This is a genomic window from Urbifossiella limnaea (assembly GCF_007747215.1).
Classification (GTDB): domain Bacteria; phylum Planctomycetota; class Planctomycetia; order Gemmatales; family Gemmataceae; genus Urbifossiella; species Urbifossiella limnaea.
The window spans coordinates 7,174,780-7,191,331 of record NZ_CP036273.1; the positions used below are offsets into that span (position 1 = coordinate 7,174,780).

General features: G+C 74.3%; 9 protein-coding genes. 3 read left to right on the forward strand and 6 right to left on the reverse strand.

Translation table 11 applies throughout. The annotated features are described in order from the left end of the window. Positions 1 to 7 precede the first annotated feature (7 nt). The 3 genes from ETAA1_RS28935 to ETAA1_RS28945 all read right to left on the reverse strand — a co-directional run bounded on the left by ETAA1_RS28935 (position 8) and on the right by ETAA1_RS28945 (position 7,304). Positions 8 to 1,378, reverse strand: coding sequence for a DUF1501 domain-containing protein (locus tag ETAA1_RS28935; RefSeq protein WP_145244091.1), 1,371 nt, complete (start codon positions 1,376 to 1,378; stop codon positions 8 to 10). A 5-nt stretch (positions 1,379 to 1,383) separates the two neighbouring features. Then, on the reverse strand, positions 1,384 to 4,392 hold the full coding sequence (locus tag ETAA1_RS28940; RefSeq protein ID WP_145244092.1) for a DUF1553 domain-containing protein: 3,009 nt from the start codon (positions 4,390 to 4,392) through the stop codon (positions 1,384 to 1,386). A gap of 80 nt (positions 4,393 to 4,472) precedes the next feature. Further along, positions 4,473 to 7,304, reverse strand: a complete 2,832-nt coding sequence (locus tag ETAA1_RS28945) for a PVC-type heme-binding CxxCH protein (RefSeq protein ID WP_202920495.1) — start codon at positions 7,302 to 7,304, stop codon at positions 4,473 to 4,475. 317 nt (positions 7,305 to 7,621) lie between these two features. Between ETAA1_RS28945 and ETAA1_RS28950 the strand changes: the two genes are divergently transcribed. The 3 genes from ETAA1_RS28950 (at position 7,622) to ETAA1_RS28960 (ending at position 12,727) form a co-directional block, all read left to right on the forward strand. After that, positions 7,622 to 9,877 carry a PSD1 and planctomycete cytochrome C domain-containing protein gene (locus tag ETAA1_RS28950; RefSeq protein ID WP_145244094.1) on the forward strand — a complete coding sequence of 752 codons (2,256 nt, stop codon included), beginning with the start codon at positions 7,622 to 7,624 and terminating at the stop codon, positions 9,875 to 9,877. 20 nt (positions 9,878 to 9,897) lie between these two features. Next, complete coding sequence (locus tag ETAA1_RS28955) at positions 9,898 to 11,271, forward strand: DUF1501 domain-containing protein (RefSeq protein WP_145244095.1); 1,374 nt, start codon at positions 9,898 to 9,900, stop codon at positions 11,269 to 11,271. Between the two features lie 115 nt (positions 11,272 to 11,386). Next, positions 11,387 to 12,727: a CehA/McbA family metallohydrolase domain-containing protein gene (locus tag ETAA1_RS28960; protein WP_145244096.1), complete on the forward strand. Its 1,341-nt coding sequence runs from the start codon at positions 11,387 to 11,389 to the stop codon at positions 12,725 to 12,727. 47 nt (positions 12,728 to 12,774) lie between these two features. On the opposite strand, the gene ETAA1_RS28965 is transcribed toward ETAA1_RS28960, so the two are convergent. From ETAA1_RS28965 to ETAA1_RS28975, 3 genes are all read right to left on the reverse strand, one after another. Beyond that, entirely contained in the window at positions 12,775 to 13,632 is an 858-nt protein-coding gene (locus ETAA1_RS28965; RefSeq protein ID WP_145244097.1) for a PP2C family protein-serine/threonine phosphatase, read from the reverse strand. A 137-nt stretch (positions 13,633 to 13,769) separates the two neighbouring features. After that, complete coding sequence (locus ETAA1_RS28970; protein WP_145244098.1) at positions 13,770 to 15,179, reverse strand: TolC family protein; 1,410 nt, start codon at positions 15,177 to 15,179, stop codon at positions 13,770 to 13,772. Positions 15,180 to 15,268: 89 nt separating this feature from the next. Further along, complete coding sequence (locus ETAA1_RS28975) at positions 15,269 to 16,549, reverse strand: FG-GAP repeat protein (protein ID WP_145244099.1); 1,281 nt, start codon at positions 16,547 to 16,549, stop codon at positions 15,269 to 15,271. Positions 16,550 to 16,552: the final 3 nt, after the last annotated feature.

The following is a 16,552-nucleotide window of genomic DNA, read 5'->3' on the forward strand; positions in this document are numbered from 1 at the left end:
TTCGCGGCTACGCGAGCACCTCGCGCACGACCTCGCCGTGGACGTCGGTGAGGCGGAAGTCGCGGCCGGCGTGGCGGTACGTCAGGCGGGTGTGGTCGAGGCCGAGGAGGTGGAGCATCGTCGCGTGCAGGTCGTGGACGTGGACCTTGTTCTCGACCGCGAAGTAGCCGTAGTCGTCGGTCGCGCCGTGCGAGTGGCCGGCCTTCACCCCCCCGCCGGCGAGGAACATCGTGAACCCGTGCGGGTTGTGGTCGCGGCCGTCCTTCCCCTGCGCGACCGGCGTGCGGCCGAACTCGCCGCCCCAGATCACCAGCGTGTCGGCGAGCAGCCCGCGCCGCTTCAGGTCGGCGAGCAACCCGGCGACCGGCTTGTCCACCTCGCGGGCGTTCGTGGTGTGGTCGCGCTTCAGGTTCTCGTGCTGGTCCCACTTGTAGCTGTGCGTGCACTGCACGAACCGCACCCCGGCCTCGGCGAACCGGCGGGCCATCAGGCACTGCCGGCCGAAGTTCTCCGTCGCCGGCTCGTCGATGCCGTAGAGGCGGTGCGTCTCGGCGGTCTCCTTCGACAGGTCTTGCGCCAGCGGGGCGGCCGCCTGCATGCGGAACGCCGTCTCGAACGACTGGATGCGCCCCTCGGCCGCCGCGTCGGGGGCGGTCGTGCGCTGCCGCTCCAGGTCGGCGAGGAGGTCGATCTCGAGCCGCTGCTGCGCCGGCGGCGTGGTGCCGCGGACGAACGGCACCGCGGCACGGCCGGCGGGCGTGCCGGCGTTGCCGAGCGGCGTCGCCTGGTACGCCGCGGGAAGGAACGCCGACGAGTAGTTGTTCACGCCGCCGTGGGTGAGCGTCGGGCAGATGCTGACGAACCCGGGCAGGTCGCGGCCCTCGGTGCCGAGGCCGTAGGTCACCCAACTCCCCATGCTGGGGCGGACGAACGTGTCCGACCCGGTGTGGAGTTCGAGCAGCGCCCCGCCGTGACGCGAGTTCGAGCCGTGCATCGACTTGATGAAGCACAGGTCGTCGGCCCGCGCGGCGATGTGGGGGAACAGCTCCGACGCCCACGCGCCGCTCTGGCCGTGCTGGCGGAACGCGAACGGCGACTTCAGCAGGCTCCCCGTGGCGCTCGACACGACGCGCGGCAGCGGGAACGGCAGCGGCTTGCCGTCGTCCGCGGCGAGGCGGGGCTTGTGGTCGAACGTGTCCACCTGCGACGGGCCGCCGTGCATGAACAGGAAGATGACGCGCTTCGCCTTCGGGGTGAAGTGCGGCGGCCGCGGCGCGAGCGGGTCGCGCGGCGGCGGGTCGGCGGCGGCGAGCAGGTCGGCGAGCGCGAGCCAGCCGAACCCCAGGGCGGACGAGCGGAGGGCGTCGCGGCGCGTCATCGGCGTCACTCCACGAAGACGAACTCGTTCGAGGCCAGCAGCACCCGACACAGCCCGCGCCAGGCGCGGAGCCGTCGGTCGGCCGGCGCCAGCGCCGGGTCGGCCGCCGCCTCGGAGCGCGTCAGGTATGTCGCCACCCGGTCGAGCTCGGCCGTCGTCGGAGCGCGGCCGAAGGCCCGGCGGTACGCCTCGGTGACGCGGGCCGGGTCGTCGCCGGGCGCGGCCAGAAGCACGCGGGCGAACGCCTCCGCGGCGCGATCGACGAGCCCGCCGTTGAGCATGAACAGCGCCTGCGTCGGGACGACGGTGGTCGGCCGCTGGCCGGCCGGGACCGACGGGTCGGGGAAGTCGAGCGTCTGGAGCACGTCGTACACGGCACTGCGGACCACCGGCAGGTACACGGTGCGGCGCGGGTGGTCGTAGTCCTCGTAGTTCCGACTGCCGGTCCCGGTGACGTACTGCCGCGGGGTCGCCTTCAGCAGCGATCCGCCGACGGTCCGGTCGAGCAGGCCGGACACGGCGAGCATCCCGTCGCGCACCTCCTCCGCGTCGAGCCGGCGGCGGGGGAAGCGCGACAGGAGGCGATTCTCGGGGTCACGTCGGAGCGCCGTCGCGTCCGCCTGCGAGACGGAGCGGTAGGCCGCGGACGTGACCATCAGCCGGTGCATGTACTTCAGCGACCACCCCTTCTCGACGAACTCGGCGGCGAGCCAGTCGAGCAGCTCGGGGTGGCTGGGCCGCTCGCCGAGGCGGCCGAAGTTGTCCGGCGTCCGCACCAGCCCGGTTCCGAAGTGCCCGGCCCAGAGGCGGTTCACCATCACGCGGGCGGTGAGCGGGTTCGCGGGCCGGGTGAGCCAGTCGGCCAGTTCGAGCCGGCCGCTGCGGTCGGGGCCGATCGGCGCCGCGGCGTCGCCGAACACCTGTGGGACGCGGCGCGGCACCTCGGCGCCGAGCGTGAGGTGGTTGCCGCGGAGGTGGACGCGCAGGTTCTCGCCCTTGGCGTCCTCGACCGCCATCGCCTCGTCTACCGGCGGCCGCGCCTTCTCGGCCGCGGCGAGCGCCTCGCGCCGCAACGTCGCCTCGCGCTTCGCTTCGGGCGCCGCTTCCGCCTCCACCGCCGGCGACGTGCGGAACGAATCGTTGCCCTTCGTCTTCGCGTCCTCAGCGAACTGGCGGAGGACCGAAGCGAGGAGTTTGCGATCCGCCGCGAGCTGCTCGACCGACAGCGGCGCCGCCGCGACCTGCTCCGGCGTCATCGGCAGGAGGGCGAACTTGTCGAGGTGCGGGAACGGGCCGGCGCGCTCGAACCGCACCACCGCCTTCCCGGCCGGCAGCGCGACGACGCCCTCGGCGTGCCACGTCTGCGTGTCGGGGTTCCACGAGCCGGTCTTCGCCCCGCACGCCGCCCCGGCGAGCAACCTGCCGCCGACCGTCACGCGCACCGGCCGCGGCTCGGCGGCGGCGTAGCGGACGGCGAGTTGGTACGTCCCCGCCGCGGGAACCTCCACGTCGTACTCGGCGACGTTCGGCAGCGGCCCGGCGTTGATGACGACGCCGATCCCGGCGCCGTAGCCGTCGGTGAGTTTCAACACGTTCCCGCGGGCGAACGCCTCGGCCTCCACGCGGACCGTACCGGCCGGCGCGTCCTTCGTCGGGTCGGCGACGACCAGCTTCAGCGGCCCGGAGCGCCGCGCCACCTCGGCCGCGGCCGAGGTGTACTCGGCCGCGCGCTTCCGCTCCTCCGTCAGCCGCGCCGCCACCGCGGCCTTGAGCTTGGCGTCAGCCGCATTCACCTCCGCCTTCGCGGCGGCCACCGTCTTCTCGTGAGCCGCCAGCGCCGCGGCCGAAGCGGCGCTGCCGATCGGGCGCTCGTTCCACGCCGCCACGACCGTGTGGTTCTTCATCGTCTTCGTGGAGGAGAACATGCCGGCGAGCGCGTAGTAGTCTTCGGCGCGGATGGGGTCGAACTTGTGGTCGTGGCAGCGGGCGCAGCCGAGTGTCAGGCCCAGGAACGCCTGGCCGAGCGCGTCGAGTTGCTCGTCCACGATGTCCATCCGCATCTTCATCGGGTCGTCCTCGGCGAGCATCTTGGGCCCGACCACGAGGAACCCGGTGGCGGTCAGCCGGTCGGCGCGCTCGGCGTCGGTGCCGCCGGGGAGGAGGTCGCCGGCGACCTGCTCGCGCACGAATTGGTCGTACGGCTTGTCGGCGTTCAGGCTGCGGATCACCCAGTCGCGGTACCGCCACGCGTTGACGTACGCGAGGTTCTCGTCCATCCCGTTGCTGTCGGCGTAGCGGGCCACGTCGAGCCAGCGCCGGCCCCACTTCTCGCCGTAGGCCGGCGACGCGAGGAGCCGCTCGACGACCCGCTCGTAAGCGTCCGCCGCAGTGTCGCGCAGGAAGGCGTCGGTCTCGGCGGGCGTCGGCGGGAGGCCGGTGAGGTCGAACATGACGCGGCGCAGGAGTAAGCGCCGGTCGGCGGGCGGCGCGAGCGCGAGCCCCTGTTCGGCGAGGCGCGCGACGAGGAAGGCGTCGATCGGGTTGGGGAACGCGGACTGCGGCACCGGCGGCCGCCTGACGGGCTGGAACGCCCAGAACCCCCGCTCCTCGGCGGTGATCGGGCGCGGCCCGGTGGCTTTCGGCGCGGCGGCCGTGGGGGCGGAGTCGGGCCACGGGGCGCCGGCCTTCACCCACGCGGCGACGGCGGCGACCGTGGGCGCGGGGAGCTTGTCCTTCGGCGGCATCCGCAGTTCGCCGTCGTGGGCGAGGGCGTGGAGCAGGACGCTCTTGCCCGGGTCGCCGGGGACGAGCGCGGGGCCGCGGTCGCCGCCGGCGAGCAGGGCGGCACGCGAATCGACGCGCAGCCCGCCCTTCTGCTTCTCCGGCCCGTGGCACGAGACGCACTTCTCGACGAGGACCGGGCGCACGGACTTCTCGAAGTGCGCGGCGGCGTCCGGCTGGGCCGCCGCGGGGGCGGCGAGGAGCAGGACCGCGGTGAGCGAGGCGGAGCGCATCAAGGGTGGCCCGTGTGGCCGGCGGGGGGGACGGGATTCATCCTACCCGAGCCCGGGGACGAACACCAATCCCGCCGGACCTACTTCCGCGAAAGGAGGTACGCGACGAGGTCGCGGGCCTCCTGGTCGGTGAGGCCGTCGAGCAGGCCGTCGGGCATCAGCGACCCGCGGGCCGGCGTGATCCCGGCCTCGTCGCCCGCGCGGACGCGGAACCGCTCCCCCTTCTCGTCCACGTACACCGACTCGTCCAGATGCGTACCGACCAGTAGGCCCGTCCGCGACCGGCCGTCGAGCGTTTCCACCCGCCACGCCTGGTAGTGCGGGGCCACCGCGGCGGACGGCTGAACGATCGACTCCACCACCCACCGCCGGTCCGTCCGCCCGATTCGGCTCAGGTCCGGGCCGACGCCCGCCCCCCGGCCGTCGGCCGCGTGGCAGCGGGCACACCCGGCCACCCGCGGGTGCTCGAACACGCGCCGCCCGGCCTCGGCGTCGGCCGGGCCGTCGAGCCGCTTCAGCCACGCGGCCGTGTCGGTCGCCGGCGGGCGGCCGGCGTGGAACGGCTTCCCGAGCACCCGCGCGGCCAGTTCCTCACGCTCCGCCTGACCGGCCGCCGCCGGTTCGAGTCGCCCGCGCTGTACCGGGGTGAGTGTGGCGCCGGATAGCGACCGGATCGCCTCGCGGCTCAGTACGGCGTCCCCGCCGGCGGCCAGCCCGAGGAGGAAGTCGGCGTCTGGTGCGCCCGCCGCCGCGAGCGTGACGAGCGCCTGCGCCCGCACCGCGGTCGGCGCCTTCGCGTCGGCGGCGACGGCCCTCGCCGCGGCCGCCGCGGCCGGGTCGGCCCGGTCCTTCAGCGCACGTAGAGCTTCGACGCGCAGCGCAGCGGAGGGGTCGCGCAGGAACCCGACGAGCGTGTCCGTCCGCAGCCGCTTGCTCGCCGCCGGCACCGCCCGCAGCGCCGCGAGGCGGAGCGCCGCGGGCGCGGCCGGGTCGGCGAGGCGGTCGAGGAAGTACTTCGCCAGCCCGTCCTCGTCGATGGGCTGGTTGTCGATCCGGGCCAGGGCCGTCGCGAGCCCGGTCAGCCCGCGCGGGTCGATCCTGGGGTCCGCCATCATCTCGACGACCCGCGGCCGGTAGCGCGCCAGCCGCTCGTCCGCCACCCACTTCGCCGCCAGGAAGCGGACGTCCGGGTCGGGGTCGGCGAGGAACAGGGCCAGCGCCCGCACCGCGTCGGCGTGGCCGGTCGCCCGCCACACGAGCAGCAGCCCGGCGCGCACCTTCGGGTCTTCGGTCAGCGGGTGGCGGTCGAGCCGCACGAGCAAGTCCGGATGACGGGCCAACTGCCGGACCGCGGCATGTCGCAGGAACGGGTCCGCGTCGGCGAGCAACTTCAGCAGCACCGGGACCGTGGCCTCGCCCGTCAGCCCGGCGACCGCCTCCGCGCGAACGGCGGCGCCCACCCCGTCCGCCGCGAACTCGGCCACGTCCGCCTTGCGGGCGACCAGCCCGCGAACGGCCATCGCCCTCACCGCCGGCTCGGCGTCGGTGCGGGCGACCGAGGCGAGATCGGTACTACCGTCGTTCACCGCGATGAGGCCGTCGAGCGCCGCCGCCCGCGTGCGCACGTCGGCGGCCTTCAGTTGCCCGCGGAGGAACGACCGCCCGGCCTCGTCGCGCGCCAGCGTGCGTGCCGCCGCGTCGCGCGCCGGGCGGTGCGGGCTCGCCAGCGCGAGCTTCGGGTCGGCCGGCCGCGGCGCCGGCTTCGCGTCCTTCCAGCGGACGTGCCACACCGCCCCCTTGCCGTGCAGGGTGTACTCCTTCGAGCCCCAGTCGCTCACGAACAGCGAGCCGTCCGGGGCGGTCGCCAGGCCGGACGGGTGGAACGCGGGGCCGCCCTGCACGAACGGCCGGCGCTCCGCCACGACGGTCGCCCCCTTCGCCCGCGGGGTGTAGCGCTCGACGCGGTGGTCGGCCCACGCCGGCACGAGCAGGTCGCCGCGGTACTCGGCCGGCAGCCCGTCCGACTCGTAGCAGACGACCTCGCACGGCGACTCGCCGGTGCCCGCGGCGAACGGCAGCGTGCCGGGGAGCTCGCCGTTCCACGCCTGGAACGGGTGCCGCCCGGAGCGCCCGTAGCGGAACTGGAAGCCGTAGTCGCCGCCCTCGACGGCGTGCAGCAGCCGACACGGCGGCGACGAGTCCGGGTCGTTGTCGGCGACGATCAGGCGGCCGAAGATGTCGCGGCCCGTGCCGAACGGGTTCCAGAAGCCGGTCGCCATCCGGCGCAGCTGCTTCCCGTCGGCGGTGCAGCGGAACAGGTTCCCGCCCTCGCCGCCGCCGGTGAGCGTGGTGCCGTCGGCGCCGACCAGCTTGTACGGGGCGCCGAGGTTCTCGCCCATGCCGAAGATCAGGTCGCCGCGGGCGTCGAACGCCAGCCCGGCGAGGCCGTTGTGCGGGTAGTTGCCGGCGGTGTCGAGGAACGCGACGCGGGTCTTCTCGTCGGCCGTGCCGTCGCCGTCGGTGTCGCGGAGGCGCAGCACCTCGTTGCGGGTGGCGAGGTACACCGACCCGTCCGGGTGGACGGCGAGGTCCATCGTGGCGGTCGTACCCTCGAAGAAGGTGGTGAACTTGTCGGCGCGGCCGTCGCCGTCGGTGTCTTCGAGCACGCGGACGCGGTCGGCCTTCGGGCCGGCGTAGTTCGCCGGGCGGAAGTGCGTGTGGCTCTCGACGACGAGCAGCCGGCCGCGGGCGTCGAAGTCGAGGGCGATGGGTTGAACGATGTCCGGGGCGGCGGCGAACCGCTCGACGACGAGCCGCGGGTCGGCCGCGGTGGGTGCGGCGGGCGGCGCGGGCTGCGCGTTCGCCACGGCCAGGATCACGACGACGGCGGCGGCGGCGAGAGAGGGACGCACGACGGTCTCCGGGTTCGGGTCAGGCCACGCGGGTCGTTCGGACCGCGGGCATTGTGTGTACGACTCCCCCCCGGGGGGTCGAGGCACGAATTGAGTCGAGTACACAAAAGATCGTTGTGGCGCAGCCGCGACGGCGGCGCTGGCCATCGGCACGTTCCGGTCGGCGGGCGGGCGTGGGTGGTTCCCCTCACGGTAGCCCGCGCCGGCGCCGCGGCCACGGCCGGCGAGGGTCCGACCGAACGACGCTTGAAGCCGTCGGCGATGTGGGCGAGAATACCCTGAGCCCTCCGCACCGCGCCTCCCCGGCCTGCCCGCGCATGAACCGCCACTCCCTCCCGCTCGTCGTCGCGCTCCTGGTCGTGCCCGCCGCACGTGCCCAGGACACGCGGCACTTCGAGACCCGCGTCCGGCCGCTCCTGGCCGAGAACTGCTTCAAGTGCCACGGCCCCGACCGGCAGCGCGGCGACCTGCGGCTCGACACGGCGGACGGCTTCAAGAAGGGCGGCGGGTCCGGCACCCCGCTCGTCACCCCCGCGCGACCGGACGACAGCCTCCTCCTCCGCGCCGTCCGTCACGCCGACGGGGTCGAGAAGATGCCGCCGGAGGGGAAGCTCACCGCCGCCCAGGTCGCCGACCTGGCGGCGTGGGTGAAGGCGGGAGCGCCCTACCCGGCCTCGGTGGCGAAGGCGCCCGCTGCCGACCCGGCGAAGCACTGGGCGTTCCTCCCGCTTCAGCAGGCACGAAATCCGAAGCCCGAGATTCACAACCCGATCGACGGCTTCGTCCTGGCGAAACTCGCCGCCGCCGGCCTGACCCCGGCCCCGCCGGCCGACGCGCGGGCGCTGATCCGCCGCGCCACGTTCGACCTCACGGGCCTGCCGCCGACGCCGGACGAGATCGACGCCTTCCTCCGGGATTCCGCACGCCGCACGCCGGACGCCGCGTTCGAAGCGGTGGTGGACCGGCTGCTCGCGTCGCCGGCCTACGGCGAGCGGTGGGGGCGGCACTGGCTCGACGTGGCCCGCTACGCCGACAGCAACGGGCTCGACGAGAACGTCGCCCACGGCACCGCCTGGCGGTACCGCGACTACGTCGTCCGCAGCCTCAACGCCGACAAGCCGTACGACCAGTTCCTCCGCGAGCAACTCGCCGGCGACCTCCTCCCCGCGGCCGACCCCGCCGCGCGGGCCGAGCGGCTCGTCGCCACCGGGTTCCTGGCCCTCGGGCCGAAGGTGCTCGCCGAGCCCGACGAGAAGCGGATGGAACTCGACATCGTGGACGAGCAGATCGACACCGTCGGCCGCGCCGTGCTGGGGATGACGTTCGGCTGCGCCCGCTGCCACGACCACAAGTTCGACCCGATCGAGCAGGCCGACTACTACGGCCTCGCCGGCGTGTTCGTGAGCACGCGGACGATGGAGCACTTCAAGAAGGTGGCCCGCTGGCACGAGAACTCCATCGCCACGCCCGCCGAGCAGCGGGCGAAGGCCCAGATCGACGCCGCCGGCGCCGTGGTGAAGTCGCTGCCCGCGGCCGCGGCGGCGCTGGCGGCGGCTTCGCCCGACCTGCCGACGGCGATGGGCGTGGCCGACGGCACGCCGACCGACGTGCGGGTGCTGCGCCGGGGGAACCACCTCACCCCGGCGGACGTGGTGCCGCGGCGGTTCCCGCTCGTGTTCGCCGGCGCGGGGCAGCCCGCGCTGCCGAAGGGGCAGAGCGGCCGGCTCGAACTCGCGGCGTGGCTCACCGACCCGCGGCACCCGCTCACCGCCCGCGTGATCGTCAACCGCGTGTGGCGGTGGCACTTCGGCAAGGGGCTGGTGCGGTCCGTGGACAACTTCGGCCTCACCGGCGACGCCCCGACGCACCCGGAGCTGCTCGACTACCTCGCCGCCGGGTTCACGGCCGACGGCTGGAGCCTGAAGCGCCTCCACCGCCGCATCATGCTCTCGGCCACGTACCGGATGAGCACCGCCCACGACGCGAAGGCCGCGACCGCCGACCCGGACAACCGCCTGCTGTGGCGGGCGAACCCGCGCCGGCTGGAGGCCGAGGCGATCCGCGATTCCTTGCTGGCCGTCGGCGGGCTGCTCGACCGCACCGCCGGCGGCCCGGCGCTCGCGGGCGTCAAGAACCGCGACTACCTGTTCGACCACACCTCGAAGGACCGCACGAGCTACGCCAGCGACCGCCGGTCGCTGTACCTGCCGGTGATCCGCAACAACCTGTACGACGTGTTCCAGCTGTTCGACGCCCCCGACCCGGCCGTGCCGACTGGCGACCGGGCGACGACCACCGTACCGACGCAGGCGCTGTTCTTCCTCAACAGCGACCTGTCGGCGCGGGCCGCCGACGCGCTCGCCGGCCGGTTGCTCGCCGCCCCGGGCCTCGACGACGCGGGCCGCGTGCGGCTGCTGTTCGAGTTCGCCTACAGCCGCCCGCCGACGACAGCCGAGACCGCGCGGGTGGTCGCCGGCGTGGCCGCGTTCGAGGCCGACGCGGGCCGCCGCGCCGCGTGGGCGGCCGTGTGCCAGGCGGTGCTGGCGGGGAACGAGTTCATCCACCTGAACTGAGTGACGGAGACCGGCCCGTGATGACCCGCCGCGACGCGCTCCGCCACACCGCCCTCGGGTTCGGCGGGCTCGCCCTCGCCGACCTGCTCCGCGCCGCCGACTCGGCGCGCGCCCCGCACTTCGCGCCGCGGGCGAAGCGGGTCATCTTCCTGTTCATGAAGGGCGGCCCGTCGCACCTCGACACGTTCGAGCCGAAGCCGCTTCTGGACCGCGACGACGGCAAGCCGTACCCCGGCTCGCGGCCGCGGGTGGTGTTCGCGCCGACCGGCAACCTGCTGAAGTCGCCGTGGAAGTTCCGGCAGTACGGCCAGAGCGGCAGCCCGGTGAGCGAGCTGTTCCCGCACGTCGCCGGGTGCGTGGACGACATCTGCTTCGTCCACTCGCTCCACGGCACCAACCCGGCGCACGGCGGGGCGGTGCTGAAGCTCCACACCGGGAGCGACAACTTCGTCCGCCCGAGCATGGGCGCGTGGGTCGCCTACGGCCTCGGGACGGAGAACGCCGACCTGCCGGCGTTCGTGACCGTGTGCCCGACGCTCGCCCACGGCGGGGTGAACAACTGGGGCTCGGCGTTCCTCCCGGCCGCGTGCCAGGGCGTGCCGCTCGGCAACGCCAGCACGCCGGTCGAACAGGCCCGCGTGCGCTACATCGACAACCCGCGCACGACCCGCACCGCCCAGCGCCGGCAGCTCGACCTCCTCGCCGACCTCAACCGCGGCCACCTCGACCGCTCCGGCCCGGACGCGGCCCTGGAGGGGCGCATCGAGTCGTTCGAACTCGCCTTCCGGATGCAGCAGACGATGCCCGAGGCGGAAGACCTGGCGAAGGAGTCGCACCTCACGAAGGCGCTGTACGGGATGGACGACCCCGTCACCGCGCCGTTCGGCCGGCAGTGCCTCCTCGCGCGCCGCCTGGCCGAGCGCGGGGTGCGGTTCGTGCAGGTGACGCACAGCGACGCCAACGTGCAGTGGGACCAGCACGGGAACCTGCGTGCCGGCCACGCCAAGAACGCCCGCGAGGTGGACAAGCCGATCGCCGGGCTGCTGAAGGACCTGAAGGCCCGCGGCCTGCTGAACGACACGCTCGTGCTGTGGGGCGGCGAGTTCGGCCGCACGCCGACGGTCGAGGGCGGCGGCCGCGACGGCCGCGACCACAACCCGGAGGGGTTCACCGTGTGGATGGCCGGCGGCGGGGTGAAGCCGGGGTTCCGCTACGGCGCGACCGACGAGTACGGCTGGTACGCCGCCGAGAACAAGGTCCACGTCCACGACCTGCACGCGACGGTGCTGGCTTTGCTCGGCCTCGACCACGAGCGGCTGACGTTCCGCCACGCCGGCCGCGACTTCCGCCTGACCGACGTGCACGGCCGCGTCGTGCGGGAGCTGTTCGCGTGATCGGATGACGGGTCCGCATATCGGACCACTCGTTAGGCCGGGGCGCAAGCCCCGTCGGGCGTCGAAACCCCGACGGGGCTTGCGCCCCGGCCTAACGATGCACCCCGAGGTCGCGATGCCCCTTCACCGCTCGCTCGTCGCCGTCGGGGTCGTGATCCTGCTGACGGCCGCCGAGCCGCTGCCCCGGAAGCACACCAACGTCGAGCGCCTGGCGCCGGAGCGCCTCGCCGCCGTGCGGGCGGGCGTGGAGCGCCTTTACGCGAAGCGCGTCGCGGTGCCGCCGCGGCCGGGGCTGACGGACTACAAGTGTATTCTTCACGCCCACGCCGAGGACTCGACGCACACCGGCGGCACGCTGCCGGAGATGCTCGCCGACGCGAAGAAGGCCGGCGTCCACGCCGTCCTCCTCACCGACCACTACCGCCCGCCGACCGACTTCATCGACGGCCGCTGGCGCGGCCTGAAGGACGGCGTCCTGTTCATCCCCGGCTCCGAGGCCCGCGGGTTCCTGCTGTACCCGAGCAAGTCCATCCTCAACCGCATGGAGCTGAAGGGCGCCGACTTCATCGACACCGTCACCGCCGACGACGGCATGATCTTCCTGTCGCACGTCGAGGAGCGGAAGGGCCACCCGGTGGACGGCCTGACCGGGCTCGAAATTTACAACCGCCACTGGGACGCGAAGCGCGACCCGGCGTCGATCGTCGCGCTCGCGCTGATGCTCACCGACCCGCGGCAGGTCGCATCGCTGGAGAAGAGCCTGCGGCAGTTCCCCGACGAGGTGCTGGCGTTCCAGTGCGACTACCCGACGGTCTACCTGGACAAGTGGGACGAGGGGACGAAGCGGCGGCGGCTCACGGGTGTCGCCGCCAACGACTGCCACCACAACCAGGTGTTCCTGGTGAAGATGGTGGACGCGGACACCGTGCTGGTCGGGACCAACGTGGAGCCCGACGACAAGATGCGGCGCGTCTCCGCCGCGCTGCGGCCGGGCATCCGCGAGATGACGCGCGGCCGGACGGCGGGCGACGTGCTCGCGCGGCTCGACTTCGACCCGTACTTCCGCTCGTTCCGCAACTCCAGCACCCACGTCCTGGCGCCGCGGCTCGACGAGCCCGCGATCCGTGCCGCGCTCCAGGCCGGCCACGCCTACGTCTCGCACGACTGGATGGGCGACCCGACCGGCTTACGGTTCGAGGCGGCCGCCGGCGCCGCGCGGGCGGAGATGGGCGACGAGATCCGCCTCGCTGCCGGCCCGAAGCTCACCGCGCGGCTGCCGCAGCCGGCGTGCGTTCGGCTGCTGCGCCACGGCCGCGAGGTGGCGCGGGCGGAGGACGCGGCCGCGTTCGAGTACACGCCGACGGAGCCCGGCGCCTACCGGCTGGAGGCGTGGCTCCGCCTCGACGACGAGTGGCGGCCGTGGCTGTACTCGAACCCGATCTACGTGCGCGGGTGACGCCGTCGTGGTCTCTGGCCGCCACCAGGTCCGCGGGCGCGCGTGCGTCAACTCGGCCCGTCGAACCGGGCGACGACGGCGGTCACGTTGTCCTTCCCCCCGTTCCGGTTGGCCTCGTCGACCAGCCGCCGGCACGCCGCCTCGGGGTCCGCTTCGGCGGCGAGAACGGCCGCGATCGCCTCGTCCGCCACCATGTCCGTCAGCCCGTCCGAGCAGAGCAACAGCGCGTCGCCGGCGTGCAGGTCGAGCAGGTGAACCTCCGCCCGCACCCCCGGTTCCGTCCCGCCCAACAAGTTGGTGACCACGTGCCGCCACGGGTGGTGGGCTTGCTCGGCCCGGGTCAACAACCCGGACCGGGCCAGGTCGGCGACGACCGTGTGGTCGGCCGTCAACTGCCGGAGGGCGTCGCCGGAGTACAGGTAGCAGCGGCTGTCGCCGGCGTGGGCGACGAACAGCCGCCGGCCGGCGGCGAGGGCCAGCGTGAGCGTCGTCCCCATACCCCGCCACTCCGGGTGCCGGCCGGCGGCGTCGAACAGTCGGGCGTCGGCCCGCCGGAGCGCCGCCTGGAGTTCCTGGAGGGCGGCCTGCCCGTCCCCGGACGGGGCGGCGGCGACGCGGCGGAACGTGTTCAGCAGGAACTCCTCGACGGACGCGGCGCCGAGCTGGCTGGCCACGTCCCCGGCCTCGTTCCCGCCGACCCCGTCGGCGACCAGGAACACGTACCCGCGGTGCCGGCTGTGCGTCTCGTCCGGCTGCGGGATGTTCGTGTGGCGGACGATCAGGGTGCGGGCCAACTCGCCCACCAGGAACACGTCCTCGTTGTTCGGCCGCACCCGGCCGGGGTCGGTCAGGCCGAAGCTCCGGACGGTCAGGGGTTGGAGGTCGGGTGAAGCGGATGCAGACATGGGAGGCCTCGGACAGTCCGGCTCAGGATTTCGGAAACACGTCGAGCGTCCGCTTCGGCCCCGTCGCCGGCGGGGCGGGCGGCGGCGGGGTCCAGCCGGCGGACCGGGCGAGCGTGCCGCCGGTCGCGGTCGGCCGCTCACGGGCCGGGTGGGCGCTCGGGCCACGCCTCTTCGAGCAGGAGGCCCGAAATCTCGCCCGCCGCCCGCCACGCGTCGCCGAGCGACCGGTTGAGTTCGAGCCGCGCCTCGGCCACCGCCCGCTGGGCCTGGATCACCCGCAGGTACTCGAACTGCCCGCCGCGGAACGCCTCCATCGACAGTTTGTACGTCTCCTCCGCCCGCGGCACGACCCGCGTGCGGTAGTTCTCGGCCCGCTCCCGCGCGGCGGCGTAGCCGCGGAACGCCGCCGCCAGCCGGTCGGCCAGGTCGTTTTCCACCCGGCCGACGTTCTGCACCGCCATCCCCAGCTCGGCGCGGGCGGCCCGAACGTTCCCCTGGTTGCGGTTCCACACCGGGATCGGGGCCGACAGCCCCACCGCCGCGTCGTGCGACTGATTCTCGTACTGCCGGATGTAGGCGCCGGTGAGCGCCACGTTCGGGATCACCTGCGCCTCGGCCGCCCGGATCGCCGCCTGGGCGCGCTCCACGCCGACCCGCGCCGACCGGGCCTGCGGGTGGTACGCGAGCAGCACCTCGCGGGCGGCGTCGAGGTCGTAGGCGGGCGGCGCGTCGAACGGGCCGGTCAGCCGGCCGACCGGGAGGCGCGGGTCGCCGGCCACCGCCGCGAGTCGCTGGTAGGCGGCCGGCAGCTCTCGCTCGACGGCGCGGGCCTCCGCCCGGTACCGCTCCAGCTCGACCTCCAGCTGCACGAGGTCGAGCCGGGCGACGCGTTCGGCCGCGAGCAGCGCCTTCCCCTGCTCGACGCCCTGCTCGGCGAGCCGCACCAACTCGGCGAGAATCTCCCGCCGCTGCTGGAGGGCGTAGGCGTCGTAGAACTCCGCGCGGACGGAGCCGATGACGGCGAACCGCTCGGCCAGCACGTCGAGCGCGGCCTGGTCCACCTCCCGGCCGGCGACCGCCTGCGCGAGCGTCAGCTTCCGGCCGGTGACGATCGTCTGCGTGACGCGCGGGGCGGTGAGGATGCCGCCGGCGCCGGTGCGGTCGCCGATCTCGTCCCACGCCAGGGCGAGGTCCGGGTTCGGGTACAGCCCGGCCTGGACGTACCGCCCCTGCGCCGCGTCCACCGCGATCGCGGCGCGCGCGACCCGCGGGTTCCGCTCGACCGCGAACCGGACGAGGTCGTCGAGCCCGAACACGGCCGGCGCCGCGGGACCGGGCGCGGCTTGCTCCTCAGCCGTCTCGTGGCGAACTGGCTGAATTGTGGCGGGATCGCGGGCGAGGGCCGAGAGGGGTGGCGGGGCGGGAATCGTCATCGGCCGCCACGGCTCGGGTGCCGCACACCCGACCGCGCACGTCGCGGCGAGGGTGGCGGCCCGGAACCCGGGGCGCGCCGTCCACCGCCGTGACGGGATGATCCAGCACGTCAAGGTTCACCCTCCGGGGCCGGCCCTACTACCGCTTCATCCCTCACAATCGGCCCGACCCGGGGGGCAACTTGATCCAACCCCGTGAAGGGCTACGGGCCGGTCGCCTCCACCTTCAGGGCGACCCCGTCGGCGCCGAGCTTCGCCTCACCGGCGTCACCGGTGTGGAACGCCGCGAGCGTGGCGTGGGCGTCGTTCCGCTCGACCCGCGTGCCCGGCCCGGTCTTCACGACCACCGACGTGCCGTCCGCCCGGCGGATCGTCACCGTGCCGGCCGTGGTGTCCACCGCGGTGATCGTCCCCTCCACCTCGGCCGCGACGGTCAGGCTCCCGCCGCCGCCCGCCCCGCCCCCGCCCCCGCCGCCCTCGGCGAGGTCGTCCGCCGACGGGTTGTCGTCCACCGTGCGGGTGAACGTGCGGACCTGAACGCCGGTCACGCTGTCGAACCCGAGCAGGAGCACGTCGTTCCCGTGGCGGGTGTGGGTGATCACGTCGTCGCGGCCGTCGCCGTTGATATCCGCGGCCTCGACGCGGACGCCGCCGCGGAACCCGGCGTCGTCGCCCAGCAGCCGCCGCAACTCCCGGCCGTCGCGACCGTCCACCACCCGGACGACCGGCCCGCCGCCCGGGCCGGTGCCGGTCAGGATGTCGTCGTCCCCGTCCCCGTCCACGTCCCCGGCCGCGACCAGCACGCCGCCGCGGAAGCTGTCCTCGTAGGCGAAGAAGTTGCCCAGCACGCGGTCGTCGGCCCCGGAGAAGGTGATGACGCGCGGTCCGCCGCCGACCCCGGTGCCGGTGATCACGTCGGCCCGGCCGTCGCCGTCCACGTCCCCGGCCGCGACCAGCACCCCGCCGCGGAACGACCCCTCGTAGGCGAGGAAGTCGTTCAGCGCGGTCCGCCCCAGGTCGGCCCCGCTGAGCACCCGCACCCGCGGGCCGCCGCCGTTGCCGGTCCCCGTGATGATGTCGCCGAACCCGTCTCCGTTCACGTCGCCGACCGCGACGTACAGCCCGCCGGTGAACGTCGGCTCGTACACGAAGAAGTCGGCGAGCTGGGTGCCGGTCCGGCCGTCGATGATCTTCACCCGCGGCCCGCCGCCGGGGCCGGGGGCGACGACGAGGTCGTCCACCCCGTCGCGGGTGACGTCGCCGAGGGCGGTCCGGACGCCGCCGCGGAACGCCCCCTCGTAGGCCTCGACCTCGGCGACGTCCTCGCCGGTCGCCGGGTCGATGATCTTCACCCGCGGGATGCCGCCGTCGTCGGGACCGACGGCGATCGAGTCGTCGGGGATGGGGGACAGGATCGCGGGCACGGCCCGCGCCTCCAGCACGTCGAGGCTCGGGCGGAACCGGCTGTCACTGCTGCGAGTCATCAC

What these genes read in the sequence shown, in the direction of transcription:
- ETAA1_RS28935 (WP_145244091.1), bottom strand. Translation starts at nt 1,378, where the DNA reads ATGACGCGCCGCGACGCCCTCCGCTCGTCCGCCCTGGGGTTCGGCTGG.
- ETAA1_RS28940 (WP_145244092.1), bottom strand. Translation starts at nt 4,392, where the DNA reads ATGCGCTCCGCCTCGCTCACCGCGGTCCTGCTCCTCGCCGCCCCCGCG.
- ETAA1_RS28950 (WP_145244094.1), top strand. Translation starts at nt 7,622, where the DNA reads ATGAACCGCCACTCCCTCCCGCTCGTCGTCGCGCTCCTGGTCGTGCCC.
- ETAA1_RS28955 (WP_145244095.1), top strand. Translation starts at nt 9,898, where the DNA reads ATGACCCGCCGCGACGCGCTCCGCCACACCGCCCTCGGGTTCGGCGGG.
- ETAA1_RS28960 (WP_145244096.1), top strand. Translation starts at nt 11,387, where the DNA reads ATGCCCCTTCACCGCTCGCTCGTCGCCGTCGGGGTCGTGATCCTGCTG.
- ETAA1_RS28965 (WP_145244097.1), bottom strand. Translation starts at nt 13,632, where the DNA reads ATGTCTGCATCCGCTTCACCCGACCTCCAACCCCTGACCGTCCGGAGC.
- ETAA1_RS28975 (WP_145244099.1), bottom strand. Translation starts at nt 16,549, where the DNA reads ATGACTCGCAGCAGTGACAGCCGGTTCCGCCCGAGCCTCGACGTGCTG.